The 23,286-nt window shown below is 65.5% G+C and carries 25 protein-coding genes and 5 pseudogenes; 15 read left to right on the top strand and 15 right to left on the bottom strand.

Features of this window, described 5'->3' with window-relative positions:
- Positions 1-14 precede the first annotated feature (14 nt).
- The 7 genes and pseudogenes from ACWEKS_RS27810 to ACWEKS_RS27780 all read right to left on the bottom strand — a co-directional run.
- Positions 15-383 (bottom strand): annotated as a pseudogene (locus ACWEKS_RS27810) (transposase); the annotation flags it as partial.
- 63 nt (positions 384-446) lie between these two features.
- Positions 447-698: a flavoprotein gene (locus tag ACWEKS_RS27805; RefSeq protein WP_452342793.1), complete on the bottom strand. Its 252-nt coding sequence runs from the start codon at positions 696-698 to the stop codon at positions 447-449.
- Positions 699-783: 85 nt separating this feature from the next.
- Positions 784-942: a hypothetical protein gene (locus tag ACWEKS_RS27800; RefSeq protein WP_452342792.1), complete on the bottom strand. Its 159-nt coding sequence runs from the start codon at positions 940-942 to the stop codon at positions 784-786.
- Positions 943-989: 47 nt separating this feature from the next.
- Positions 990-1,202 carry a hypothetical protein gene (locus ACWEKS_RS27795; RefSeq protein ID WP_452342877.1) on the bottom strand — a complete coding sequence of 71 codons (213 nt, stop codon included), beginning with the start codon at positions 1,200-1,202 and terminating at the stop codon, positions 990-992.
- Positions 1,203-1,271: 69 nt separating this feature from the next.
- Positions 1,272-2,129 (bottom strand): annotated as a pseudogene (locus tag ACWEKS_RS27790) (nitrilase-related carbon-nitrogen hydrolase); the annotation flags it as partial.
- Between the two features lie 38 nt (positions 2,130-2,167).
- Positions 2,168-2,335, bottom strand: coding sequence for a hypothetical protein (locus ACWEKS_RS27785; protein ID WP_452342791.1), 168 nt, complete (start codon positions 2,333-2,335; stop codon positions 2,168-2,170).
- 367 nt (positions 2,336-2,702) lie between these two features.
- Positions 2,703-2,888 (bottom strand): hypothetical protein, encoded by a 186-nt coding sequence (locus ACWEKS_RS27780; protein ID WP_452342882.1) that lies wholly within the window; start codon positions 2,886-2,888, stop codon positions 2,703-2,705.
- Positions 2,889-3,023: 135 nt separating this feature from the next.
- Between ACWEKS_RS27780 and ACWEKS_RS27775 the strand changes: the two genes are divergently transcribed.
- On the top strand, positions 3,024-3,161 hold the full coding sequence (locus ACWEKS_RS27775; RefSeq protein WP_452342881.1) for a hypothetical protein: 138 nt from the start codon (positions 3,024-3,026) through the stop codon (positions 3,159-3,161).
- Between the two features lie 414 nt (positions 3,162-3,575).
- Positions 3,576-3,851, top strand: a complete 276-nt coding sequence (locus ACWEKS_RS27770) for a trypco2 family protein (RefSeq protein WP_452342790.1) — start codon at positions 3,576-3,578, stop codon at positions 3,849-3,851.
- A gap of 75 nt (positions 3,852-3,926) precedes the next feature.
- On the opposite strand, the gene ACWEKS_RS27765 is transcribed toward ACWEKS_RS27770, so the two are convergent.
- Together ACWEKS_RS27765 and ACWEKS_RS27760 are read right to left on the bottom strand one after the other, a co-directional pair.
- Complete coding sequence (locus tag ACWEKS_RS27765) at positions 3,927-4,961, bottom strand: neutral/alkaline non-lysosomal ceramidase C-terminal domain-containing protein (protein WP_452342789.1); 1,035 nt, start codon at positions 4,959-4,961, stop codon at positions 3,927-3,929.
- Between the two features lie 19 nt (positions 4,962-4,980).
- A complete protein-coding gene (locus ACWEKS_RS27760; protein WP_452342788.1) occupies positions 4,981-5,517 on the bottom strand; it encodes a nitroreductase family deazaflavin-dependent oxidoreductase in 537 nt (178 codons plus the stop codon).
- A 414-nt stretch (positions 5,518-5,931) separates the two neighbouring features.
- Between ACWEKS_RS27760 and ACWEKS_RS27755 the strand changes: the two genes are divergently transcribed.
- The 4 genes and pseudogenes from ACWEKS_RS27755 to ACWEKS_RS27740 all read left to right on the top strand — a co-directional run.
- Positions 5,932-6,198, top strand: coding sequence for a hypothetical protein (locus tag ACWEKS_RS27755; protein WP_452342787.1), 267 nt, complete (start codon positions 5,932-5,934; stop codon positions 6,196-6,198).
- A 40-nt stretch (positions 6,199-6,238) separates the two neighbouring features.
- Positions 6,239-8,899, top strand: a complete 2,661-nt coding sequence (gene adhE, locus ACWEKS_RS27750; RefSeq protein WP_452342786.1) for a bifunctional acetaldehyde-CoA/alcohol dehydrogenase — start codon at positions 6,239-6,241, stop codon at positions 8,897-8,899.
- The gene (locus ACWEKS_RS27745; protein ID WP_452342876.1) at positions 8,886-9,323 is read left to right on the top strand and encodes an SRPBCC family protein; all 438 of its coding nucleotides are present in this window, start codon (positions 8,886-8,888) and stop codon (positions 9,321-9,323) included. The genes adhE and ACWEKS_RS27745 overlap by 14 nt, the downstream gene beginning before the upstream one ends.
- A 19-nt stretch (positions 9,324-9,342) precedes the next feature.
- Positions 9,343-9,522, top strand: a pseudogene (locus tag ACWEKS_RS27740) (translation elongation factor Ts); the annotation flags it as partial.
- 80 nt (positions 9,523-9,602) lie between these two features.
- Here ACWEKS_RS27740 and ACWEKS_RS27735 read toward each other — a convergent pair.
- Positions 9,603-9,911 (bottom strand): hypothetical protein, encoded by a 309-nt coding sequence (locus tag ACWEKS_RS27735; RefSeq protein WP_452342785.1) that lies wholly within the window; start codon positions 9,909-9,911, stop codon positions 9,603-9,605.
- 690 nt (positions 9,912-10,601) lie between these two features.
- Between ACWEKS_RS27735 and ACWEKS_RS27730 the strand changes: the two genes are divergently transcribed.
- Together ACWEKS_RS27730 and ACWEKS_RS27725 are read left to right on the top strand one after the other, a co-directional pair.
- Complete coding sequence (locus ACWEKS_RS27730) at positions 10,602-11,960, top strand: WS/DGAT/MGAT family O-acyltransferase (protein ID WP_452342784.1); 1,359 nt, start codon at positions 10,602-10,604, stop codon at positions 11,958-11,960.
- 20 nt (positions 11,961-11,980) lie between these two features.
- A complete protein-coding gene (locus ACWEKS_RS27725) occupies positions 11,981-12,637 on the top strand; it encodes a TetR/AcrR family transcriptional regulator (protein WP_452342783.1) in 657 nt (218 codons plus the stop codon).
- A gap of 275 nt (positions 12,638-12,912) precedes the next feature.
- Here ACWEKS_RS27725 and ACWEKS_RS27720 read toward each other — a convergent pair whose 3' ends face one another.
- The 3 genes from ACWEKS_RS27720 to ACWEKS_RS27710 form a co-directional block, all read right to left on the bottom strand.
- Positions 12,913-13,119 carry a hypothetical protein gene (locus ACWEKS_RS27720; protein ID WP_452342782.1) on the bottom strand — a complete coding sequence of 69 codons (207 nt, stop codon included), beginning with the start codon at positions 13,117-13,119 and terminating at the stop codon, positions 12,913-12,915.
- 266 nt (positions 13,120-13,385) lie between these two features.
- Entirely contained in the window at positions 13,386-13,796 is a 411-nt protein-coding gene (locus ACWEKS_RS27715; RefSeq protein ID WP_452342781.1) for a hypothetical protein, read from the bottom strand.
- A gap of 401 nt (positions 13,797-14,197) precedes the next feature.
- Positions 14,198-14,566, bottom strand: a complete 369-nt coding sequence (locus ACWEKS_RS27710; protein ID WP_452342780.1) for a hypothetical protein — start codon at positions 14,564-14,566, stop codon at positions 14,198-14,200.
- 607 nt (positions 14,567-15,173) lie between these two features.
- Here ACWEKS_RS27710 and ACWEKS_RS27705 point away from each other — a divergent pair.
- The 5 genes and pseudogenes from ACWEKS_RS27705 to ACWEKS_RS27685 all read left to right on the top strand — a co-directional run.
- Entirely contained in the window at positions 15,174-15,692 is a 519-nt protein-coding gene (locus ACWEKS_RS27705; protein ID WP_452342779.1) for a DUF302 domain-containing protein, read from the top strand.
- Between the two features lie 635 nt (positions 15,693-16,327).
- Positions 16,328-17,466 (top strand): annotated as a pseudogene (locus tag ACWEKS_RS27700) (VOC family protein).
- 37 nt (positions 17,467-17,503) lie between these two features.
- Positions 17,504-18,421 carry a fumarylacetoacetate hydrolase family protein gene (locus ACWEKS_RS27695; protein ID WP_452342778.1) on the top strand — a complete coding sequence of 306 codons (918 nt, stop codon included), beginning with the start codon at positions 17,504-17,506 and terminating at the stop codon, positions 18,419-18,421.
- Positions 18,418-20,028, top strand: a complete 1,611-nt coding sequence (gene mhpA / locus ACWEKS_RS27690; RefSeq protein WP_452342777.1) for a bifunctional 3-(3-hydroxy-phenyl)propionate/3-hydroxycinnamic acid hydroxylase MhpA — start codon at positions 18,418-18,420, stop codon at positions 20,026-20,028. Before ACWEKS_RS27695 ends, mhpA begins: the two co-directional genes overlap by 4 nt.
- Positions 20,029-20,065: 37 nt before the next feature.
- Positions 20,066-20,314, top strand: a pseudogene (locus ACWEKS_RS27685) (23S rRNA (adenine(2503)-C(2))-methyltransferase RlmN); the annotation flags it as partial.
- A gap of 286 nt (positions 20,315-20,600) precedes the next feature.
- Here the strand turns inward: ACWEKS_RS27685 and ACWEKS_RS27680 are convergent.
- Positions 20,601-21,482: a helix-turn-helix transcriptional regulator gene (locus ACWEKS_RS27680; protein WP_452342776.1), complete on the bottom strand. Its 882-nt coding sequence runs from the start codon at positions 21,480-21,482 to the stop codon at positions 20,601-20,603.
- A 151-nt stretch (positions 21,483-21,633) separates the two neighbouring features.
- Between ACWEKS_RS27680 and ACWEKS_RS27675 the strand changes: the two genes are divergently transcribed.
- A complete protein-coding gene (locus ACWEKS_RS27675) occupies positions 21,634-22,356 on the top strand; it encodes an SDR family oxidoreductase (RefSeq protein ID WP_452342775.1) in 723 nt (240 codons plus the stop codon).
- Here ACWEKS_RS27675 and ACWEKS_RS27670 read toward each other — a convergent pair.
- Entirely contained in the window at positions 22,290-22,661 is a 372-nt protein-coding gene (locus ACWEKS_RS27670; RefSeq protein ID WP_452342774.1) for a HoxN/HupN/NixA family nickel/cobalt transporter, read from the bottom strand. The two genes, ACWEKS_RS27675 and ACWEKS_RS27670, sit on opposite strands and share 67 nt — an antisense overlap.
- Between ACWEKS_RS27670 and ACWEKS_RS27665 the strand changes: the two genes are divergently transcribed.
- Complete coding sequence (locus ACWEKS_RS27665; RefSeq protein ID WP_452342773.1) at positions 22,651-23,085, top strand: SRPBCC family protein; 435 nt, start codon at positions 22,651-22,653, stop codon at positions 23,083-23,085. The two genes, ACWEKS_RS27670 and ACWEKS_RS27665, sit on opposite strands and share 11 nt — an antisense overlap.
- Positions 23,086-23,286: the final 201 nt, after the last annotated feature.

Below are 23,286 nucleotides of genomic sequence, written 5' to 3'. Positions count from 1 at the left end.
GCAACGCGCCGGACATCCCAGCACAACCACCGCTTGCCCGGGTCGTCGTAATCATGGGCTCGGCATCGCGTGTCGATGAGTTCCGCGGGGAACCTGGCGGCGGACCCTGCGGATCGCCGCAATCGACTGCATCACCGTGTCCTGGGTAGCGACCGCGTCGAGTACTACCGAATCCAACGTGCGATGTGTATTATCTTGCAGCACAACGGTTTCGGTGATGACCGCAGGCACGGAATCGAGGATCCGATTCGGCCGATCCGAAGCCGCCAGTCCGCGCCGCCAATACGTCAGCGCGCTATGAATCCCCCGTCGTCCAACGCGAGCCCACACACGACCTTCCACCGAAGATCACAGCGCAGCGCTTCGACTGTCTCCCGATCCGAGCATCGGTCCCGCTGAAGTTAGCGTGTCCAGAAAGTCGCGGAAATCGTTGCGCGCGTGGCTCATCAGGCTTCATCGGGAGTATGCCAGCGGGCGAAAAGGTGGTGGTCGATGCCGAATTGGTCGAGGATCCTGCCGAAGGTCTGCCTGAGCAGGTCGCCGCTTGTCCGGGGCCGGTGGTAGAAGGCGGGCACCGGCGGCAGGGCCGGCACTCCGGCGAGGGCGACGATTTCCATGTTTCGGATGTGGATCAGATTCAGCGGCATCTCACGCACGGCCGGCACGTTCCTTCGGCGTGACGTCGGCACCACGGCCATACCCAGGGCCTGAAAGGACCCCGACGATATCGAGGCGGACAGATCAGCGTGGTGGTGGACGACATCGGCCAACGCCGAGACGTCCTCAACCCAGCTGGATGGAGCGCCGTGCTCCGTGCGAGATGACCCGGTGTGTCTCCACCATCGAGGATTCGGCGAGCACGCGCAGCAGGGCGATACCGAGTTGCGGTGCGCTCGAACCCGATATGCCGACGACAAGGCGGGGCTTGTGGGAGGTGAACAACCGTCACGTCCTTTCGGCCGCGGTGGTGACAGATGAAACGGCGACGGCTACGTCCGCCACCTGGCCACGACGGCGTCCATGTCGCTGTCGCCTGACACAGGGATATGGCGTGCACCGGGAAACCGTTGTGCGGGTTCGGTATACGCGCGCTGTTCTACCAAACGAGCGATATTGGCCCGGTAGATGTCGTCGACCGCGGCGTGCCGCCCGGGCTCACGATCGAGCCAAAGATTGGCCGGATGGATCGACCGATCGTACATGCGCTGGAATAGCTCAGTGCGAATGTCCTTGAGCCAGTTCGAGTTCAGATTCATCATCCGATACTGACGCAGCGCCTCGACATCCACCGGCGCGGCAATGATCGTGTTGGCGCCCGACGATACCCGCCCGATCACCTGACCGTGATAGTCGACGATGTGCCCATTGCCGCCGGCGATGTCCACCGGATGCTCGGCGGCGGGGCTGGAGTAAACCGGCCCGGTATTCGGACACACCATGTACACCCCGTTGAAGTGCGCGTGCGCCCGATTCTGCAGCAGCCAGGTGCCTCCAGCGTCCGGACCGGCCGCGGTCATCGGCACGGCTTCGCTGGGTCGGTACACCACCTCCGCGCCGTTGAACGCCAGTGCCCGAACGGCTTCCGGGTACTCGCCGTCGCTGCAGCACAGCGTGCCGATGTTGCCGATGTCCGGGGTCCGCAGCACCGGATAGAAGGCGTCGATGCCGTCGCCGAACAGCTCGACCCACCGATCGTAGACATCGTGCGGGGTGCACGAATGCTCCCGGCACCACACATGGTTCTTGGCGGCCCGGTGGACGATCTCACCCTGCGGCGAGATCACCACCATGACATTGAAGAACCGGTCCGCGATGACCTCGGGCCAGCGGGCTTTGCACTGGACGATGAGGTAGGTTTCGTACAGCCGGGCCAGCGCAGCGAGACGATCGGTCTCCGGGCCGGGTATATCGATGAAAAGCTCTCTGGCGCACCGGCTGTGCGGCAGATCGAAGATCTCGTCGGTGAAGCCGGTGAGGGCCCCTTCGGCCAGAGCGACGAGTTTCACCGGCAGGTTGATGCCGACTATCGACACCGCCGCGTGAATGGTCTCCTCGATCGTGTCGAGGTTGCGCGCGATGTGATCGCGCGCCCCGATGCCGTGAACGATGGTCGACAACCCGACCGCCATATACGGTGCGACCGGTGCTGCCCCGGCGGCTCGGCCGGTCATTTCGTACCACACCATTCGACAGCGGCGACAGCGTATGTCTTCGCGGCACACACCAATTCGTCGATCGCGCACCGCTCGCCGACGGGGTCGGATAGCACGAGCGCTTCCGGCGTGTCCGGCGCGAGCGTTCGCACCCGCCCGTCGGTGATGATCGTGTTGGTCATCGTTGTCCTCCACTACCGACCGTTGTGTCCTGTGCGCACAGCGTATCTCATGTTTTCTCCAAATGGAGAAGTTTCAGAATCTCTGGGCGCAGGCACGATGGGAGCCATGACGACACCCTCGGCATCGGTGACGGGGTCGGCGAGCAAGGGGCCATAAACCGGGCCAACACCTCGCTCGACGCCCACCGCGACGACTTGGAATCGGGTTACCAGCCCTCGGCCACAGGGGAAGCACCGAGGGATTTGAGCTCGCCGGTGGCCAAGCGGGACGGCTCGGTCGTCGACAGAGGCGATCCGCGGCAACGCAGCAGGCCGGCTACCTCCTGCGCTGACTGCTGAGTGACCACCGCCAAACCCCGTGTGCCGATCACCTGTATGCGGCATCCAGCAGTGCGGCGGTCAGTGAAATCTGGACTCTGCCGCTTCTGCTCATTCCCTCATCGGCTCTTGACAGCATCAGCAGACTCGGCGGCTCCGGACTGTCGGCGATGACGCTGAGCATGCGCCCCTGCGCAGGCGTGAGTCCCAGCGGCAGGAAGCGGTCGGCCTGCATAGCCCGCATCCGGCGGGCCACCCGGATGAAGGATTCGCCCAGACGGTCGGTCTCGCACCTGCGGCGTGCTGATGGGCTCGCACGACCGTGGAGTCGATCGAGACGACCCAGTCCAGGTGACCGATACCCAGCCGAGTGAGCGTGATCAGCGGCAACACGCCAGGTACGCAGAACACCGCCGCCAGCACGACCCCAGCACTGGTGATCACCGAGCTGGCCGACGCGCCGGTACATCCGAAGAACAAAGGGCCAGAACACCTTTCGGCCATATAATGTCAGGGCGGGCGGTAGAGTCAAGTGCACGAACATCGATGCCACCACCAGCCCGGCGGCAGCGAGCGCGCCGGGGCTGTGAGTGCGAGACCAGCCGTCCTGCGAGGCAAACCACCGGTCCCCTCCCCTCGCCTTGTGAAGTTGCGACACGTCACAGGGGCGATGGTGTCTCTTCACGGGATTCGAGATCAACCGTCTGGCAAAGCTGTTGCGACCGCTCTCGGCCGTGATCGCGACCACCGGCACGGGTTGTAGGGAGCGCAACGCACTCCGCCCTGTCCAGTTCTCGGGGGTAGTGGGGCAACCGACCGGGATCCGGCGCGTCTCGAGGCACGTCGGGGCAACGGTCCAATATTCTTGCGTTCGACCCTGGAACTGGCTCGAGAAGAACCGTCAAGCGAGAGGCAGCACGGCATGACCATTCCAGCCGATGGCGCGATCGAACTTTCGGACATGATCCGCTATCTCAAGTCCGAGCTGACCGCGGCCCAAGCGGACTCGGGTGACGGATTCAAGCTGGCGCTCGACGAATGCGCCATCGAGCTGAACATCGCCGTGAAAGACGAAGGCAAGGCGGGCATCAAGGCCTACGTCGTCACCATCGGCGGCGGGATCTCCTCAGCGCAGACGCACAAGGTCCACGCGAAGTTCAAGCCCGCCATCCAGGGCGATTTGGAGGATTACCTGTGAGGCCGGCGGCGGATGGTTCGCCGCCGGGACTGGGTTTGGGATTCGGTTATGAATTGCCACGCGGTCCGGACCGGCTCAGGTGATGCCGAAGTCGGGTGAAAGCGCGGTGAAGGGGGTGGTGGCGCCGCTGAGATCTCGGCTGTCGCCGTTGTATTGGATTCTGTAGCGGCCGGGTGCGGTGGTGTCGGGGATGGTCCAGCGGATGGTGACGATCGAGGCGGCGGGTTGGCCGTCGGGACGGGACCAGTGCAGTTCCGTGCACCAGTCGTTGTCGTCGAAGACCCGGGACCAGGAGTCGCCCTGTGCCTGTTGGATCTCGAAATAGGTCGCGCCGGTGTGGAAGTCGTTGTTGGGGTGAGCTCCCGCGAAAACTACTTCGGCGGTCTGCCCGGCGGCATAGGACGGTTGCGGCGCGGTGAGGATATCGCCGAAGCGGTGGCCCGCCACCGGGGCGTCCGGCGGGAGCGGCGGGAGGAGTGACGGCTGGATTCCGGCGGTCCAGTCCAGTGGGGCGGGGCCGCGGCCCAGTGCTACGCGGGCGGCCAGCGCCTTGGCCAGTGCGTCGAATTCCTGCATGTAGGCCGACAGGGTCCAGCGGCCGTAGAGTGTCTCGCCGCCCTCGTATTGCTGGGAGACGTACTCCTCCGGGGTGGTGACGTATCCGCTGTAGCCGTTGGCGTAGCCCTGCAGCAGCACGTTGTCGACGGGGACGCCCAGCGCCCGCGCCACGATACGCCGGATGCGCAAACCCGACACGACCGTGAATTCCGCTGGGCCGCAGGCCAGGACCAGCTCGCCCAGGCGCATGATCTGGATGGCAAGGATCTGCGGGTTCCACGGCCGGGGACCCAGGATGCCGAGTGGGACTCCGATCAGCTTGGGGGCCTGCGCATCCCGCGCCCACTGTTCGATCGGCGCGTCGACGCCGCCGAGCACCTCCACGAGCGGGTTCTTCTGCCCCTCGTAGAGGAACGAGAGCTGACTGCGCCAGTTGTCCTCCTCGGCGGTCGTTGGTTCCAGGTAGGTGATCGACGCACCGGCCGGGTGATCACGAGCTCGTCGCCGCGGCGCAGGTGCTCGAAGATGCCCTTGTCCCACTCGGGGCGCCACGCGAGCTTGCTGGATGCCATTATGAGTCGCCGTCGGCGCGTTGTACGCCGACGAACCGGCCGATGCCGAATCGACGGAACTGGCGCTGGCGCCGGGCCGACAGCTGCTGCGCAGCCGCAGCGGCGTCGACAATCTCGGGTGAACCGACGGCGTAGACGCGGCCACGGTACTGGATCGTTGCAGTGCCGGAGTACTGCAGATTACGCAGCCAGTCCACATGGGTCCCGTAGGGAAGCGGGATGAGGAACCCCTCGGCGACCGGTGCGGCGACGACCGGAGTGGCATAGGGCTTCCCGGTCCGTCGGCCGGTGTGCCGGATCACCGACGCACACCAGTGCCTGCGGCCGGCCAGCCGCATCATGACCGGATTGGTCACGTACTTGTTGAACACGCGCACTGCATCACGCGCCGATGCCGCCCAAGGTGCCGGTGCCGGTGTATCGGCCATACCGTCAGTTTCGCGCAGCGCAGGTCCGCAGCCCAGAGCCGATCGCCCCCGAGGGCAAGGCAGTTTGGACGTTTGAACATGATGGCCGCGGTCGCCGAATTCGAACACGCCTGATCCTCGAGCGCCAGCGCGAGGGCATCGCCACGGCCAAGACCCGAGTGCGATAGCGGCCGAACCAGGCGGGCGAGGGCCCGGAACGGGGCGGGCCGGCGTGGGGCTCTGCCGCCGCCCTGGGTGGTGGGCACAACCGCTTCCCCCGCAGGCAGGACCAAGATGGCTTGCAGTGCAAGACATCTCGACTGCAGCGAATATCGCAGGCTCGAATATTTCCCATCCGCCACTCGCGGTGCCCTCGCGTTGGAGACCCGTGGTGCAACGGCCCGGACGCTGCGGAGACGGCGTCCGGGCCGAGCTGCCCCGGCACTGCATGCGCTGCCCAGCGCAACTGCTGAGTCGCGGCCCTGGGATCGATACTTACGCTGGTCCTGGGCGTCTCGCGCACCACCTTGGCCACTGGCCGTCATGGGAACGCCGCAGCCGAGGAATCGCCAGCAGTTCCAGCGGCCATCCTGGGCTACCGCCGCGATGCCGTGGATCGGCTTCGGCCTGTACTTGCCAATGTGGGCGACAGCACATCGCCCAGCGAGGCCCGCACGGCCGGGCGATGCCGCGATGATGGCGCCGATCATCGAGGCCAGCCCGATCACCACCCTGGTTCCCGAACAGGGCCTATGGCAGGGCACAAAGACCTCGGTCACCGCCGGCCGGCGCGAGTACCGTCACCGATAAGTGCCTTCGAAACCGAGAATCTCCGATTCGAGAAGGTGTCATGACCGACATCCAGACCGGTACCGAAGCTCGGGCCGTCGATCGCAGCAGCGACACAGCCACTGCCGACACCGCTGCGGCCGATCGCAGCCCGGCCCGGTTCGCCGAGGTGGACGCAATGGTCGACACGGCGAGTGCCGCGGCGAAGGCGTTTCGCGAACTCGATCAACAACAGGTCGATGCGATTGTCGAGGCAATGGCCCGCGCCGGGATCAGGGCGGCGGCCGAACTGGCGCGGGTGGCTATCGAGGAGACCGGTTTCGGCGTGTTCGAGGACAAGGTCGTCAAGAACTACGTTGCCACCGAGTTCCTCTACGACTATCTGCGCGACAAGAAATCCGTGGGCGTTATCGAGGACGACCTCGAGCGCAGCATCGTTCGCATCGCCGATCCGATCGGAGTCGTGTTGGCGATCACCCCGGTCACCAATCCGACGTCCACCGTGCTGTACAAGGCGATCGTGGCCGCCAAGACGCGCAACGCGACCCTCTTCCGGCCGTCGCCCGTCGCCGTGCGGTCGTGTGAACGCACTGTCGAGATCCTTCGGCGAGCCGGGGAGGCGGTGGGTTTACCCGCAGGCGCGTTGCAGGTGATTCCCGACGCCGCCCATGAGGTGACCCACTATCTGTTCGGGCATCCGGGGGTCGACTTCATCTGGGTGACCGGTGGTCGGAAGATCGTCGCCCTGGCCAACGCGGCCGGAAAGCCCGCGCTGTGTGTCGGTCCCGGCAACGCGCCCATCTACCTGCATCGTACGGCCGACATCAAGGCCGCTGTCGTCGATATTTTGATCTCGAAGACTTTCGACGCATCGGTGATCTGCCCTGCCGAGCAGACCTGCATCGTCGACGATGCGATCTATGACGCCACCGTCGCCGAATTCGAGCGGATGGGCGCGCACCTGCTCACCGAGGAGCAGTCCGATGCCCTCGCGGAATTCGCGTTCGGCTGCGGCGACACGGCCAAACTCGAGGCTCTCGGCCGCCAGGCACCCGACCTGGCCGCCCGGGCCGGATTCGCCGTGGACCGGTCGGTCAAGATTCTCCTCGCGCCGCTGCCGGCCGAGCTCGACCGGCTCGACACACATCCGCTCGTGCGCGAGAAGCTGATGCCGGTCCTCGGGCTGGTGCGCGCCCGCGATGTCCAGCACGCCATCGATGCCGCGGTCCTCGTCACCGAGCACGGGGGCCTCGGGCACACCTCCGCGATCTACGCCGACGACAAGGCTGTCGTCGACGCCTACAGCCTGGCCGTGCGCACCGGGCGGATCCTGGTCAACGCGCCCACGGCGGTCGGGGCCCTCGGCGGGATCTACAACAACCTCACCCCGACCTTCTCCCTCGGCTGCGGCACGTGGGGCGGTTCGAGCACCACGGAGAACGTCAACTACACGCAGTTGCTCAACATCAAGACGGTCTCGTATCGGCGCAGTCCGCCCCAGTGGTTCCGGGTCCCGTCGAACACGTTCTTCAATGCGGGGGCGCTCGAGAACCTGCTGAATGTCGAGTGCGACAGCGTCGTCATCATCACCGACGCGCTGAGCGAACAGCGCGGCGTGGTGGACGAATTCCGCGGCAAACTGCGCGCGCGGCACATCAAGATTTTCGGCGAGGTCGAGCCGGAGCCGGGCGAGGCCACCGTCCGGCGCGGCGTCGAGTTGCTCGAGGCATACCAGCCCGACGTGCTCATCGCCGTGGGCGGCGGATCGGTGATCGACGCGGCCAAGGCGATCCGCCTGTTCTACGAGCACCCTGAGAAGGATCTGTCCGAACTCACGCTGCCTTTCCTCGATCCGCGCAAGCGCATGGCCGACTACCCGCAGGATCCACATACGGTGCGACTGGTGGCGGTGCCGACCACCGCGGGCACCGGTTCGGAGGTCTCTCCCGCGGCGGTGCTGACCTTGGAAGACCGTAAGGAAACATTGGTCGACTATTCCATGGTGCCCGATATGGCGATCGTGGATCCGCTGCTCACCGTCTCGATGCCGCGGACTCTGACCGCCGACACCGGTATAGACGCCCTCACCCACGCCCTCGAGGCCCTGACTTCGGTCTTCGCCTCGCCCTATACCGATGCGTTCTGTGTGCAGGCGGCGCGGCTGATCTTCGAGGCGCTTCCCCGAGCCTGCGACGATCCCCGGGATCTGCTCGCCCGAACAGATATGGCCAATGCCGCCACGCTGGCCGGCCTGGCGTTCTCCAATGCCTTTGTCGGCACCAATCATGCTCTCGCACACGCTGTCGGCGCCCGGTTCGGCATCGCCCACGGCCGCGCGAACGGCGTCTTCCTGCCGCACACCCTGCGCTACAACGCCGACCTGCCGACGAAGTTCATGCCCGCTCCCGGCTACTCGGCCTATGTCGCCCCCGAGAAGTACGCCGAACTCGGGCGGATCGTCTTCGGCGGGCACGAACCCGGAGAAAGCCGCCGTCGGCTCTTCCAGGGTGTGCAAGACCTGCTCGACCGGCTCGAAATGCCGCGCACACTTCGGGACATCGGTATTCCCGAGGACGAATTCCTCGCGGCCCTACCGGAATTGGCGATGATCGCATTCCAGGACCTGAGCAATCGCACCAATCCGCGAATGCCGCTGCTCAGTGAGATCACCACCCTGCTTCGACTCGGTTACTACGGAAACGGTGACCATGCCGACCGATAGCGCCACCAGGACCGTGCGGGTCCAGGCCCCGCGGGCGACCGTGCTCGCGACGATCCGCGACCTGAACAGCCAGCCGGAATGGATCCCCGAGATCCGCCAAGCAGAGGTACTCGAGGTCGATGAGCGGACCGAATTGCCGGTGACCGCCCGGTTCACGGCATCCGCGCCGGTCGGCACCGACAGCTACACCCTCAGATACCGTCACCGCGACGACGGCATGAGTTGGTCGATGGTGCAGGGGCGGTTGCAGACCGGTCAGGAAGGCCGTTATCAGCTCGACGAAATCACTCCGGACACCACCTCCGTCACCTATCAGCTGACCATTCGTCACAACCTGCCGCTGCCCGGCTTCATCCGCAGCAAAGTCATCAAAGGATTGGTGGACAGCGCGCTGACCGGTTTGCAGAAGAGGGTCGAATCCTGACCAGTTCCGGCGGCCGGGGCGCGAAGAGGGCAAGCCGGAGGGCGCGCTGCCGAAGATCGTCGAGGGTCGCCTCAACGGCTTCTACAAGGTCGTCGTCCTACTGGAGCGGCCGTCGGTCACCGACCCCAAGAAGACCGTCAAACAGCAGCTGGAGGCGCCCGGTGTCACCGTGACCCGCTTCGAGGTCGGCCGGGCATGATCGCCTGAAGCATCGAAAAGGCCCTTTGCTCATCGGATTCCGATGAGCAAAGGGCGTTACTCGTGTTGCGGGGGCAGGTGCTATCCGATCCCGTTGCAGGTGGCGGACAGGGTGCAGGGTCGCGCACCGCCGAGCAGGACGTTGAGGAGGTCGGCGGGCGCGGCGAGCAGCGGACCGGCGAGGTTCGGCAGTCCGGCCTGGGAGCTGCCTTGACCGGCGGCGACTGCGCTACCGGTCGGAATAGGACCGGTGGTCGCGCCCCAGATCGGATCCGCGGTGGCGGGTGTGAGAGGTATGTCGGCTGCGGCCGGCCCCGCGACGGCGACAAGGCCCGCCGTGAGGGCGAGAGCAGCGAATCCCGCTCGGACCGTGCGGTTCTTGGTGTTCACGCGCCGAAGATACGTGAAACAGATTCTTTTGGAACGGGATTGAGCGCCCCCTGTTCCTCGGGCAGAGCTTCCCGGGGCCCTGTCGAGACAGGATGCCTGCTCGCCCACCAGCTCGGCGCCGACGGCGTCGTCTTCGAATCCAACTACGGGCGGCCACATGGCGCGCGCCCTTATCACCGAGGCATAGGAAGCACTACAACATGGAGCCAAAGTCTGGCATATGCGCGGCCGCAGGCTACTCGGAGCCATCCACATTCGAGTGCCGTCAGGCTAGCCGCAGTGCGTTTCCACGGAGCCCTGGTTCCGACTACTCGCCGGTAGCCGAACGATGGCCGCAGTCCGCGTACGACCTTGCGGACCAGAGTTCTTGGACGTGTGATCAGTGTTTAGTGTTCGCACACAATTAACGAGATGTAACGGTCGATCAAGACCGTGACGTGTCAGCTGGCACTACACTCGCACTCACCCTCCAGATCGAGGGCTTCACCGTTCGAGCGTGTCAGCGTCGGCACGGTGTCGCGCTCCGTGCCGCGATGCACGGAATCACCAGACGTCCGGGATCGACGCTGTGTGCTGTTGGCATGTCCTTACCCGCCGGCGGCCGCGTCCGGTACCGACACGACCCGGGAGGACTCCGTGGGCCACCAGCACACCCCTGCCGCCATCTCGACCGCACGCGCCATCGGCCCTGTGAGACAGCTCGATTCGCTCGATCTGCACCTGCTCGATACCGAAACTTCCACTACACCACTGCATATCGGCGCGATTACGCTGCTCGACTCCGCATCAGCGCCGAATGGACCGCTCGATTCCGAAGCACTGCGACAGCTTTTCGCAGAGCGGCTGCCCCTCGTCGCGCCGCTACGCCGCCGGGTGCGCACGGTCCCGTTCGGATTGGACCTGCCCTACTGGGAGGACTGTGCGGAGATCGATCTGAAATACCACGTCCGCGATATCCGACTGCCCGACGGCGCGGATGATCGCGAACTCGCCGACTACGTCGCGCGCCGCCACGGTCAGCCGCTCGACAGGTCGCGTCCGCTGTGGGAATGCCACCTCGTGTCCGGACTCTCGGGCGGGCGGCAGGCCGTCTACACGAAAGTGCACCACGCCGTGATCGACGGCGTCTCCGCCGCCGAGATCATGGCCGCCATAATGGATATCTGCGAAACACCCTCCGCCACACCGCCGTCCACTCCGGAGGTACGTCGCGGCCGGACACCGTCAACCGTCGAAATGCTCGCCCGCAGCCTCCCGAACGCGCTCACTCGACCGGCAACCCGATTCCACGCCGCCCTGCGCGCCGTGCCGACGCTGCTGCGTTCCGCCGATGATCTACACACCAAGCACCCCGGCGTACCGTTCAACGGCCCCCTCACCAGCGCCCGCAGCGTCGCATACACATCGCTACCCCTCGACGCGGTGAAAACCATCAAGAACAGCGTCGACGGGACGGTCAACGATGTCGTGATGGCCCTGTGCACCACCGCATTGCGGAGCTGGATGCACGACCGGGGCTTCGCCACGGACCGACCGCTGCTGGCCGCCATTCCCGTATCGGTGCGCACGCCCGAGCAGTTCGGCACTGCGGGAAACCAGTTCTCACTCATGCTCACCACGTTGCCGATCTCCGAGACCGACCCTCGCCATCGAGTGAAACTCTTGCGGGACAATCTGCTCGTCGCCAAACAGCGATTCCACACCCAGTCATCGCACCTGCTGCACGAAGTCACCACACTGGCAACACCACTGCTGCACGGCATGCCCACCCGAGCTGTGATGCGGGCGGCTGCGTCCACTCTGCCCCTGGTCAACCTGCTCGTCTCGAACGTGCCCGGGCCACAGATACCGTTGTACCTCGCGGGAATTCGCGTGCTCTCGAGCCACCCCGTCTCAGTGCTCACCGAGCTGTCGGGCTGCCTGAACATCACCGTCATGTCCTACGACGGCCACCTCGACTTCGGGATCCTCGCCTGCCCCGACACCGTTCCCGACGTCTGGGACATCGCTCGCAACCTCGAGGACGCACTGACCGAACTCCAGGCCTGACCGACCAAACGGAGCAGGAAATGACCGCCGAACCCATCGAATACGAACCGACAATACTATCCCGGCAGTCCGGCAAATTCGTCGTCAGTGCCAGACGTGCGCTGCGGCGACGGCGCACCTTGACAGCAGCGACCGAGGTCTTCGTCGCACGCGGCTTTCACGCGGCCACGATGGATGAGATCGCGCATCGCGCCGGCTGGAGCAAACCGATTCTGTACAAGGAATTCTCGGGAAAGCTGGAGCTCTATCTGGCGGTGTTGGAGCACCATATCGACGCATTGACCGACGGGGTGCAGCGGGCACTGCACTCGACCACCGCGAATCGGGACCGGGTCCGCGCCGCGATCCAAGGTTACTTCGACTTTGTCGACCATGAAACGCAAGGGTTTCGACTGGTCTTCGATTCCAACGTGCCGAGCGAGCCCTCGGTACGATGGCGAATCGGACGCGCAACAGACGACTGCGTGACAGCCGTCTCCACTGCCGTGGCGCACGATTCCGGATTGAGCCCGAACCGATCTCGCATGCTCGCCGCCGGGCTGGTCGGCGCCAGCCAATTCGCCGCACAGTACTGGCTCGACACCGGCCGTGCCGTCCCGAAGGCTGACGCCATCGCCGCGGTGATCACCCTGTGCTGGGGTGGATTGTCGTCCGTACCGCTGCAGTCGACCGCATGACCCCACGCCTGCAAAGCGCTATGCCGCGGGCACGACGAACTCGCCGTGCGAGCACGCACTCACGCGCCGCGGAAACCGAAAAGCCTCACCCCATAACCACTCTGGACACGACCATGTCTGAATCAAAACAAGCGCACTACTACCAGCGAAGACCGTTACATCACGCAGTGATACTGGAGTACTAGCACGACAGTTGTATTCTGCTGTGCTGTATTCGTTTTCGCTGACAGCGGAGACTTCTGACACGTGATGAATCCGGCGAAGCCCAAAGGTCTTCATACGAGGTGGTCAGGATGGCGGCCATCCAGGCTGGCCGCCAATCTGCGGCCCAGCCAGGCCAAATCGTAATCATCGCCGGTTTTGTTGCAGCGCACGACCAACCAGTACGTCGATCCTCGCGCTGTGAGATGGCGGATCAGCGGATTCGAGTCTTCCGCAATTTTCGCGTGGAAGTCGACCTCCGGCGGTGGAGGTGTCGGCATGGCGGCATCCTAAAGCGACCGGCCGACAGCAATATTGAGGGCGATCGGCCCACGGCTGCCCTGAACCGAGGCCAGCACCGGCAGCACCAAAACCAGCGTCCAGGCCACAGGGCACCCGGCTACCGCAGCAACCTATCTCGACGTGGCATTATTTGTTCACAGACCCTCAATCCGCCAGGTGTCGGTTCGAACCCGACCGGGGGCGATCACAGGTTTCATTGAGGACGGCACGGTTGTCGAAAGTCGATGCGGTCCAGGACATGCCTTTACCGGGGAAGCGGTTCGGTCTCGGGTTTGCCGTTGCCGGAGTCGAGGGTCATCTGGGTGAAGATGCCATTGACCGGGGTCGTCAGCTCGACCGTCACCGGCATCGACTCTTTTTGTCCTTCAGCGCAACTCGGTGTGCAAGTATTGCGGTGTTCGGTACCGGTGCCGCGGGCGGAGCTGTCGGTCCAGCTGCTCCAGGTGATATCGGAGATGGAATGGTTGCCGTCGGCGCAGGTGATGATGATGGCCGACGGGCGGGTCTGTGGTTGCGAGTGGCAGTCCTTCACCTCGGCAGGATTCGCCGGTGTGGGGGTGACGCTCGACGGAGCGGAATTGCTGTTGCTGTTCGACGAGCATCCGGCCAGCAGGGCCGCCGTGGCCACCACCACGGCAATGCAGAGCACACGCATAGGTTCCTCCTCAATCGTCGAGAGCACTCGGGCGAGTGGCGTCAGCGCAATCTAGCTCGGTGTTCGCCAGATGGTGGGGAACGTCGCCGTCGCCGTGCCACGCCCGGATTCACCGATCAACGCCGTCGCGATTCACCGATGGAGCAATCCAGTACGAGCGGCGATAGTCGATCTCCGGCCTTGGGCCCGCGCGGTAGCCGCCGACACTCGGCGGTCGGCGGTACGGGCTGGGACCCTCTCGGTTCAGGGCTCGCTGCGCCGGACTGCGGCCCGTGCGGACCCCACGGGCCGATGCGTGGGGGGTGCCGTTGGAGGCGGGCGCTGGTACGTGGGTTGGACCAACGTCCTGCCCCAGATTGATCTCACGCCCCCGAACACTTACATGATGACGCCACGCGACGCTACTCGTTGGGCGTCGACGCACGCACCAGGAACCGCACACGGGACACGGTCGCTGCCACGCCGGCGCCACCAACGACGATCGCGATCAACCCCCACTCGGGGATCACTCCGAGAACCCTTAACACCACCCCACAAACCACGATGGGGACATAGACGAGCAACATCAGGCCGAGTACTTGTCGCCTCCAGCCCCGCCGCTGTGGCAATCTCCCTAGCGTCGCATCGAAGACGTTGACGTGACCCAACCGGGACCGCCCTCCCGACCGGACCCGAGCGACCGAGACCGCGATCCAGACCATCAGCCAAAAGACCACCGTGATGGCAATCCCTAATAGCGGTCCGCCTGCGTAATCCCAAAACGTGTTCAAGCCTGCACTCCTCGCTGTCGAAACACCGAGCCCATCCAGGCGGCCGCTGCCCACGCTGCCGCATCCCCTTCTTGACCCGACGCTAGAAGATCCCGCGCGCCCGCACCCGCTGACGCGCCGACACGCTGGTTCGCCGATCGAACAGGACCCTCCATATACACAGAGGTCGTCATTGACCCAGGAACGACCCGATGGCACCCGCACCGCCAAGCACGGATAATCCGAAAATTTGATCCGGACAAGAAGGAAACGCGGCGCTCGGCGAGAAAATGGGTGAGATGGCCGCGGCGGTGAGGCCCACGCCGTCATCGGTGCACCGCGGCCGGGGTCCACGCGAGTGGCACTCGACAACCCGCTGTGTGAGGTCACCCGGCATCTGGGCATCGACCTGCCGGGGTTGCTCGCGCACGTCACGATCGGGTCCGCGGAGCAGAAGCGGGAAGGAGGCGTCCAAAGCCTTCGGAGACCGCCCTTTTCGCCCAGAACGGCAGTTTCGTATCTGGCCAGTCGGTAGAACTCATGAAGCACGTCACGGTGGGTCCGGTGTGCCGACGCGGTGGTCATCGAACGGCTCCGGTGACTCGGCACGGATAAGAAAGGTCAAGACATGACCACCCAGCACACGATCGAACACCGGTCCCGCCGCATGCTGATCACGCTGTCTCAACCCTACGAGGAGGCGCTGGCTGTCTACGAAAAGCTCGTTCCCGCAATCGATCCGGCTGACTTCGTGCGGGCTGGATCCTGGAGCGAGGTCCTCGAGATCGTGAAGCACACCGCTCCGCATGGGTTCATGCGCTACTACACCAGCGATATCGGGACCGCCATGATGGGCTCGCCGTCGAAGTGGCGGGCCACGCAGTACCTGATGGGCAATCACACCATCGCGGAACGCATGTTCCGCCACGACCCGGCGGTCATGCTACACGCGCCCCTGCGCACGCTCGTCTACGTCGGCCCCGACGGCGATACGACGTTCGCCGTCGACCAGCCCAGCTTGCAGTTCGGCAGCTACGGCGATCCCGACATCGCGGCGGTCGGTCGTGAACTCGACGGCCTGCTGGCCGCCCTCATCCGACTGCTCGGCGGCCAGGTACCGCAGGAACTGATCGGCGAAGCCGAGTAGCGACGTCCCAGCCTTCGCATCAGGTCCTGCCCGCACCGGCCCGGATCGCCCCGGGCATTGAGCGTGAGCCTGGTCAGCTCGATTCGCGACTTGATATTGGACATCAGCGTCGGCGATATCGGCTGCCACCGCTCGGTGTCACCCCTCTCACGCAGTTTGGCCGGACACTGCTCAACCTGCAGGTCATCGACGCACATGCCTAGTGCGCCGCCGCGGCGGAATGCCGTTTCGATGTGCAATCGAATGATCAGTGCGCCGAGCTCGGGAGAGATCGATCAGCTTGTCCAGGAACACCGGCAGCACCCAGACCGTTTCGACGATCCGCCAGTACAGCGCGGTCCGGCAGCCGCGCGGAGACCCAGGTCGTTCAGTTCTTTCCAAACTTCGTCCGTGCCTGGCCGTGGCACTGCTCGCCAGTAGGCGGCGCAAGAGATGGGCTCGTGCCGGCCGCCGAGGTAGTTCGGCTGGAACTCGGTCGGCCCCGCGAGGTCGGGGCCAACGCACTGTCCAACTGCGTCGTCAAATGGCTATTGCCGCCATTTGGCCACTGATCGACTCGCTGAGGGGTAGTTTCCGCACAGCAACCTTGTTTGAGTCAACTCCGCAAACTTTGTTTGAGTCAACGAGGAGCACTAATGGGCGAACATGGCGTCGGTGCTCACAAGGACCTGCAAAGCGATGAGGGTGCGCGCAAGGGTGAGCATCCTGGACGCTCGCGCAATCCGATCATCAAGGTGCGTGATGTCGCTTGGTTGGAGTTCGAGAAGCCCGATTTGGCGGGTGCCGAGGCCTTCGCCCACGCATTCGGCTTCACCACCGCGCTGCGTACCGAGGATGAGCTGCAGTTGCGGGGCAGCGACCCGGGCCCTGCGTGCCTGGTGATCCGCCGTGGCCCGAGCGCGCGGTTTGTCGGGCCGACGTTCGCCGCCACGGACGAGTCCGATGTGCAGCGCTTGGCCGAGGCAACGGGGGCCACCGTGTTTGCGCTGGCCGAAACCCTCGGCGGGGTAGCAGTCGATCTGGTCGACCCCAGCGGGTTGCCGGTGCGGGTGGCATCTGGGATGCGTCAGCTCCCGGCGCTGCCCGCCCAGGAGCCGCACGTGTTCAACTTCGGCCACGAACTGGTCCGGGTCAACGCCACTCAGCGCCCGCCGCGGGTCCCCACCCGGATACAACGGCTCGGGCACGTGGTGTGGCAGACCACCAAGTACCTCGAATCGCTGAACTGGTTTCTGGACCACCTGGGGTTGATTGTGAGTGACTTTCACTTCTTCCCCGGCCAGCGCGAGCGCGGACCGATCATGAGCTTCAACCGCTGCGACCGCGGGGCAACCCCGGCCGACCACCACACCCTGGCGTTAGCGCTGGGCCCGGCCAACCGCTATGTGCATTCCGCCTATCAGGTATGTGACCTCGACGCATTGGCCGCCGGCGGTCAATACCTGGCAGAGCACGGGTATCGCCGCTCTTGGGGCATAGGCCGTCACGTTCAGGGCAGTCAGATCTTCGACTATTGGCGCGACCCGGACAGTTTCCTGGTCGAGCACTTCACCGATGGCGATAGTTCGACTGCACGCTCGAACCCGGATGGGGGCCGCTCACCGCCTCTGGCCTGCATCAATGGGGACCCAAGATCACCAAAGATTTCCTGGGCATCAATCCGGGCCGCGAAACTGCACACGAAGTTTCCATGATGCTGGACGCGCTGCGGCAGAACGACAACGAATTCGACCTGGCCGCGCTGCGCGGGCTCTTCGCTATGGCCAATTCCTGACCAGCACCACCGAACCGCGAGAAAAGGGGGATCGGTTATGACTGTCTCGGTCTTGCGCACCGCCGACGCCTGGTGGGTGCAAACCGCGTCCGGTGCCGCTCGCATCGCCACCGACGCCGCCACCACCCGCGAGCTACTGGCCAACCGTGGGGCTATCGACGACGCCGCGCGCAGCACCGACACTGTGCCGGTCAGCGAACTGAAGCCGCTGTCGCCGGTGACCTTGCCGTGTCGGGTGGTGGCACAGGCCGTCAACTACGCCTCCCATGTCAGAGACGTCGGCCGAGATCCCGCCAAGACGCAGCTGACCTTTTTCCGCAAGGCAGGCGGTTCGATTACCGGGCCGTTCGATGACATCGTCAAGCCCGACCACGTCCAGTTGCTGGACTACGAGGTGGAGATCGGGTTGGTCATCGGCCGAGAGCTGCCGGTGGGCACCCAGGTCACCGAAGCCAATCTGGCCGAGTTCGTGTGCGGGATGGTGGTGACCAACGACGTGTCGGCGCGCGATGTGCAACAGGCCAAAGGGCAGTACTACGAAGCGAAGTCCTATCCGACATTCGCTCCGGTCGGGCCCGCGTTGGTGCTGCTCGATGCCGATGAGCTCGAACGCTTCGGTGAGCTGCGGGTGAAACTATCGGTCAACGGCGAGGAACGCCAGAACAGTGTGGTCAAGGGCGACATGATCTTCCTCCCCGTCGTAGCCCTGCAGGCGCTGTCCCGCTTCCAGCGCCTCGATGCCGGCGATCTGGTGCTCACCGGCACGCCGGTGGGCACTGCGGTCAGGAAGCCCAAAGAGGCGTCCGCCGGCCCGCCCACGCTGGAAGGGTTCCTGGCCGGCCAGGCCCAAAACCCCTTCTACCTGCATGACGGCGACGTAGTGGAGGCGAGCGTGGCCACCGACGACGGCACCATCGACCTCGGCACTCAACGCAACGTGGTCAGGTACGCGTGAGCACGGGCAAGCCCCCGGCCACGCCCGGCCACGCCACGCCGGCATCAGTACCGGTCGTCATTGTCGGCGCCGGCCCCGCCGGCGTCACCGCAGCCACGCTGCTCACCCAGTACGGCGTCTCCTGTCTGGTTCTGGAGCGCCATTCAGACATCTATCCACAGCCGCGCGCGGTGCACTGCGACGACGAGGTCTGCCGCATCCTGGCACGTCTGGGCGTCTACGAGGAATTCGCCGCCATCTCCCGGCCGAGCCTCGGCATCCGGTTGGTGGACCCGCAGATGAGGGTGCTGGACGAAAACCTCGTGCCGCCGAACAGTCCGCACGGCTTCCCCAAGGCCAACATGTACGACCAACCAGGGTTGGAGGCATTACTGCGCGCCAACCTCACCAAACAGCCCGGTGCCCTGTTACGGGGCAATGCCGAAGTCACCGGCATCCTCCAACAAGGCGACGGTTGCGTGCGGGTCAGTTTCACCGACCGCCCCAGCGGCAGCGAGCACAGTGTCGAGGCCACCTATGTCCTGGGCTGTGACGGCGCCAACAGCACGGTCCGCTCCGCGATCGGCGCGGCCATGGCCGATCTGCACTTCGAGCAGCGGTGGCTGGTGATCGACGTGGACACCGACGCGGACCTGCACCAGTGGGACGGGTTGCACCAACTCTGCAGCTCCGTGCGCGCCGGCAGCTACATGCGGGTCAGCGACACGCGCTACCGATGGGAATTCGAGTTGCTCGACGGGGAGACCGCCGCCGACTACCAGAGCATTCCCGGCGTGGTTCCGCTGATCTCGCCCTGGTTGGGAGACGTTCCTGCTGCGCAGCTGAGCCTGGTGCGGGTGGCCGAGTACACCTTCCGTGCCCGGGTGGCCGACCGATGGCGCGACCGCAATGTGTTCATCCTCGGCGACGCCGCCCACACCACTCCGCCATTCATCGGCCAGGGCCTGTGTGCGGGCCTGCGCGATGCGATGAACCTGACGTGGAAACTGGCAGGCGTGCTCGGCGCAAGCCTGCCCGACAGCGCGCTCGACACTTACCAGCAAGAACGAGAACCCCACGTCCGCACAATGATTCGGCTCGCGATCTCCTTGGGGCGGGCCATGACCGCAGGCGGGCCACTGGGAGACTATTTCCGAGGGTTGGTCTTCCCACGGGTGCTTCACCTACCCCCCATACGTCGCTTCGCCACCCCGGGCGTTGCCCCGGCGTTGCACACCTCCGCTCTGGTGATCAAGTCTCACAGCCGACGAGACCCTGCCGGCAAACTGTGCCCCAACCCCGTTCTGCCGCAGGGTGTTCGGCTCGACAAGGTGATCGCGAACCGATTCGCGCTGATCACCTCCTCAGCGCTCAGCGAGCAGCAGCGCAACGAACTGGAGAGCCGCGGCGCCGTCGTCGTCTCCGCGGCCCCGGGAAGCGAACTCGCCAACTGGCTACAGGAAGGTCGGGCGAGCACCGCGATCATCAGGCCTGACGGCACCGTGATGCAGGCGGGCCGTCACACCCGAGCGATCTGCGACGCGGTGCCCTCGTCCGCCGGAGTTCACACATCGGCGACGCCTCCTGAGGCGAATGCTCGAGCCCACCGGTCGACACCTGATACTTGACGACGCGGCCGATGCAGACGGTAGCGACTGGCCGTGTGATGTCAACGATCACCCGTGGCGTGCGGACATGGTGTGGAAGAAGTTGCACAGAGGGTTGGGTTCGCGTGTGCATGTAAACCTGATCCCGTTGAATCCAATGCCGGGTAGTACGCGGCGTACGTCGCCGAAACCTGTTGAGCGGGAATTCGTTCGGCGGGTGGTGGCGCACGGTGTGCCGTGCACGGTGCGTGATACGCAGGTGCACGAGATCGCTGCGGCGTGTGGGGGCAGATGGCTGCCGAGATGACGATCGCGGTGCCCCTGCCGGCTGCGAGCAGGCGGGTGGGGGGCGGCGGCCCAGACTGTGGCACGGGGCCCCGCCGCAACCGCATTATTCGCATCAGATGCGAGATCGGAAATGCTCTTCGAAACTCGAGCTCGCGCAGAAGAACTGCTCCGGATCAACATCCCGGCACCGGAAGGCGCAAAACCTGCGCCGCTACTTCAAGCCCTCGATCCAGGCCACGCGCGACCTGACCACTCGCCTCGAGTACAGATCACCGGGTCGGGAATGTCGGCGTCACGGCACCGAACTATTCAGATCTCGACAGTGGCCGTGTGGAGGTGGACCAGCTGCCGAGCAGCCGGAGAGCGTGTTCGGAGGGGCTGTCGGGTTCTGCGGTGTAGAGATAGAGGGCCTGGTCGGGGTCGTCCGGGAGAGCGAGCGACTCGTAGGCCAGGGTGAGCTCACCGACGAGGGGATGGCGGTAGAGCTTGAGGCCGTGGGTGTACTGCAGGACGTCGTGGTCGGCCCACCACTGGCGGAAGTCCTCGTCCCGCACGGAGAGCTCACCGACCAGTTCGTTCAGGCGCGGGTCGTGCGGATGGCGGCCCGCGTACAGCCGCAGGGCCGCGACGGTGCCACGGGCAGCGGTCTCCCAGTCGGCGAGCAGATCGTGGGCAGTGGGGTCGAGAAAGATGAACCGGGCGAGGTTGCGGTCACGGCTCGGCAGGGCGTCGAAGTCGGTGTACAGGGCCTTGGCGAGCGGGTTGGCGCCCAGAACGTCCAGCCGGTGTCCGAGGATCATCGCCGGGGTGTCGGTCAGGGCGTCCAGAACCCGCAGCAGTCCGGGCCGCACCCGCTGGGGCGGCGCGGGACGCCGACGGCCGAACCCCGGCCGGGGTTTGGCCAGGTCGAAAAGGTGGGCCCGCTCGGCGGAGTCGAGCCGCAGTGCCCGGGCCACGGCCTCCAGCACCGACGCCGAGGCGTTCGGGGTGCGGCCACGCTCCAGACGGACGTAGTAGTCGACACTGACCCCGGCCAGCTGTGCGACCTCCTCGCGGCGCAGGCCGGGCACCCGGCGCCGACCGGCGTGCGGACTCAGGCCCACCTCGTCGGGACTGATCCGAGCCCTGCGAGAACGCAGGAAGTCCCGCAGCTCCAGGTTGGCTCCGCGCTCCTCTGACGTGCTCATTCCTTCAGACTAGGGCGGTGCACGGGCCGTGAACTCCGCGAGAGGGGGTCTGCTGGACCCCCGGTAGACCCGGCCTCCCCTGGTGGTACGAGCAGGGCCTCTCACCGTGATCCCCTGGAATGCGACACGATCCACCACCTCGGAGGTTCCCATGACCAAGCCCCTGATCGTCATCACCGGAGCCAGCTCCGGCATCGGCGCCGCCACCGCTCGCCTACTCTCCTCGCAGGGGCACCCGCTGCTGCTGCTCGCCCGGCGGCTCGAAAAGCTGAAGGAACTCTCCCTGCCGAACACCCTGTGCCGCAAGGTCGACGTCACCGAAGGCAGCGCCGTCGAGGAGGCAGTGCGCGAGGCGGAGGAGCGGTTCGGTCCGGCCGATGCGATTGTCAACAACGCCGGAGTCATGCTGCTGGGCCGCCTCGCCGACCAGCCGGTCGACGAGTGGGAACAGATGATCGACCTCAATATCAAGGGCGTCCTCTACGGCATCCGCGCGGTGCTGCCCGGCATGATCGCCCGGTGCGGGGGCACGATCATCAATGTCAGCTCCATCGCCGGACGCAAGACCTTCCCCAACCACACCGCGTACGTGGGCACGAAGTTCGCCGTCCACGCCATGTCGGAGAACCTGCGCGAGGAGGTCGCCGCCTCGGGGGTGCGCGTGGTGACCATCGCTCCCGGCGCGGTGGAGACCGAACTGCTCTCGCACACCAGCGACGAGCAGATCAAGACCGACTACGAGGCGTGGAAGAAGTCCGCGGGCGGCGCGCTGGATCCACACACGGTGGCCGAGGCCATCGCCTACGCCTACCAGCAGCCGCCCACTGTCACCATCCGCGAGATCGTCCTGGCCGCCACCGGCCAAGAAGCCTGAACCAGAGTGCTTTCGCCATCTGGGTGGGTTTGGCCTTGGGCGTGGCGGGCTCGGGCGGCGGCGAGGGTGTCACGGTCCATGACGGTGCGGCGTCCGCCAACCCAGGCGCTAACCGGGTCGGTGAGATCGAGTCGGTCGTGCAGGATGCCGACGAGTTCGATGGTGCCGGTCAGGAACGCGACCGCAATCGACAGGCCGGTGATGGTGAGGTTGTAGTACACCTTGCGCACCGGTTCGGAGAACGCCCAGTGGTCGGGGGTTGACGAAGAAGTATTAAGCGCGCATATTAATTGCATGACGTTCATCGCTGAAGCCTCCGCCACCTCGACCGCCACCTCGACCGCCACTCCCGCCGCCTTCTTCGCCAAGTGGGCCGACATGGCCACCTGGCCCGAGTGGAACCAGGACACCGAGTGGGTCACCCTCGACGGCCCCTTCCAGCAGGGCGTCACCGGCACCCTCAAGCCCAAGGGTGGTCCCGAGACCAAGTTCGTCGTCACCAAGCTCACCGATACCGAATTCATCGACTCGTCCAAGCTGATCGGCGCGCGGCTGATCTTCGCCCACGAGGTCACCACCGACGGTGAGCGCACCACCGTGAAGGTCCGCATCACCATGGAGGGCCCGCTGCGCGGCCTCTGGAACAAGATCATGGGCGGCAATCTCGCCAAGTCCCTGCAGGGCGATGTCGAGGCGCTGGTCGCGGCCGCCGAGGCGGTGCTGGTCTGAGCACCCGGTACTGGCACGCGGTCGTCTCCCGCGATATGGCCGGCCGATGGAAGCCCAGCAGGAGATGCGCAGCGAGTTCGAGCGGACCGACGAGAGTCCCGGTCTGTTGCTCTGGCAGGTGACCAACCGCTGGCAGGCCGCGCAACGCGCGGCACTGGCCCCCTTCGACCTGACCCACGTCCAATTCGTCCTGCTCGCCTC

This window comes from Nocardia sp. NPDC004711, from assembly GCF_053601595.1.
The sequence above is the reverse complement of the archived record's forward strand: the minus strand, read 5'-3'. Positions and strand labels throughout refer to the sequence as shown.

Excerpts from the sequence above, each read along its gene's own strand:
- ACWEKS_RS27805 (WP_452342793.1), bottom strand. The coding sequence starts at position 698 with ATGGCCGTGGTGCCGACGTCACGCCGAAGGAACGTGCCGGCCGTGCGT.
- ACWEKS_RS27795 (WP_452342877.1), bottom strand. The coding sequence starts at position 1,202 with ATGTACGATCGGTCGATCCATCCGGCCAATCTTTGGCTCGATCGTGAG.
- ACWEKS_RS27785 (WP_452342791.1), bottom strand. The coding sequence starts at position 2,335 with ATGACCAACACGATCATCACCGACGGGCGGGTGCGAACGCTCGCGCCG.
- ACWEKS_RS27780 (WP_452342882.1), bottom strand. The coding sequence starts at position 2,888 with ATGCAGGCCGACCGCTTCCTGCCGCTGGGACTCACGCCTGCGCAGGGG.
- ACWEKS_RS27770 (WP_452342790.1), top strand. The coding sequence starts at position 3,576 with ATGACCATTCCAGCCGATGGCGCGATCGAACTTTCGGACATGATCCGC.
- ACWEKS_RS27755 (WP_452342787.1), top strand. The coding sequence starts at position 5,932 with ATGGGAACGCCGCAGCCGAGGAATCGCCAGCAGTTCCAGCGGCCATCC.
- adhE (WP_452342786.1), top strand. The coding sequence starts at position 6,239 with ATGACCGACATCCAGACCGGTACCGAAGCTCGGGCCGTCGATCGCAGC.
- ACWEKS_RS27745 (WP_452342876.1), top strand. The coding sequence starts at position 8,886 with ATGCCGACCGATAGCGCCACCAGGACCGTGCGGGTCCAGGCCCCGCGG.
- ACWEKS_RS27725 (WP_452342783.1), top strand. The coding sequence starts at position 11,981 with ATGACCGCCGAACCCATCGAATACGAACCGACAATACTATCCCGGCAG.
- ACWEKS_RS27720 (WP_452342782.1), bottom strand. The coding sequence starts at position 13,119 with ATGCCGACACCTCCACCGCCGGAGGTCGACTTCCACGCGAAAATTGCG.
- ACWEKS_RS27715 (WP_452342781.1), bottom strand. The coding sequence starts at position 13,796 with ATGCGTGTGCTCTGCATTGCCGTGGTGGTGGCCACGGCGGCCCTGCTG.
- ACWEKS_RS27705 (WP_452342779.1), top strand. The coding sequence starts at position 15,174 with ATGACCACCCAGCACACGATCGAACACCGGTCCCGCCGCATGCTGATC.
- ACWEKS_RS27695 (WP_452342778.1), top strand. The coding sequence starts at position 17,504 with ATGACTGTCTCGGTCTTGCGCACCGCCGACGCCTGGTGGGTGCAAACC.
- ACWEKS_RS27680 (WP_452342776.1), bottom strand. The coding sequence starts at position 21,482 with ATGAGCACGTCAGAGGAGCGCGGAGCCAACCTGGAGCTGCGGGACTTC.
- ACWEKS_RS27675 (WP_452342775.1), top strand. The coding sequence starts at position 21,634 with ATGACCAAGCCCCTGATCGTCATCACCGGAGCCAGCTCCGGCATCGGC.
- ACWEKS_RS27665 (WP_452342773.1), top strand. The coding sequence starts at position 22,651 with ATGACGTTCATCGCTGAAGCCTCCGCCACCTCGACCGCCACCTCGACC.
- ACWEKS_RS27670 (WP_452342774.1), bottom strand. The coding sequence starts at position 22,661 with ATGAACGTCATGCAATTAATATGCGCGCTTAATACTTCTTCGTCAACC.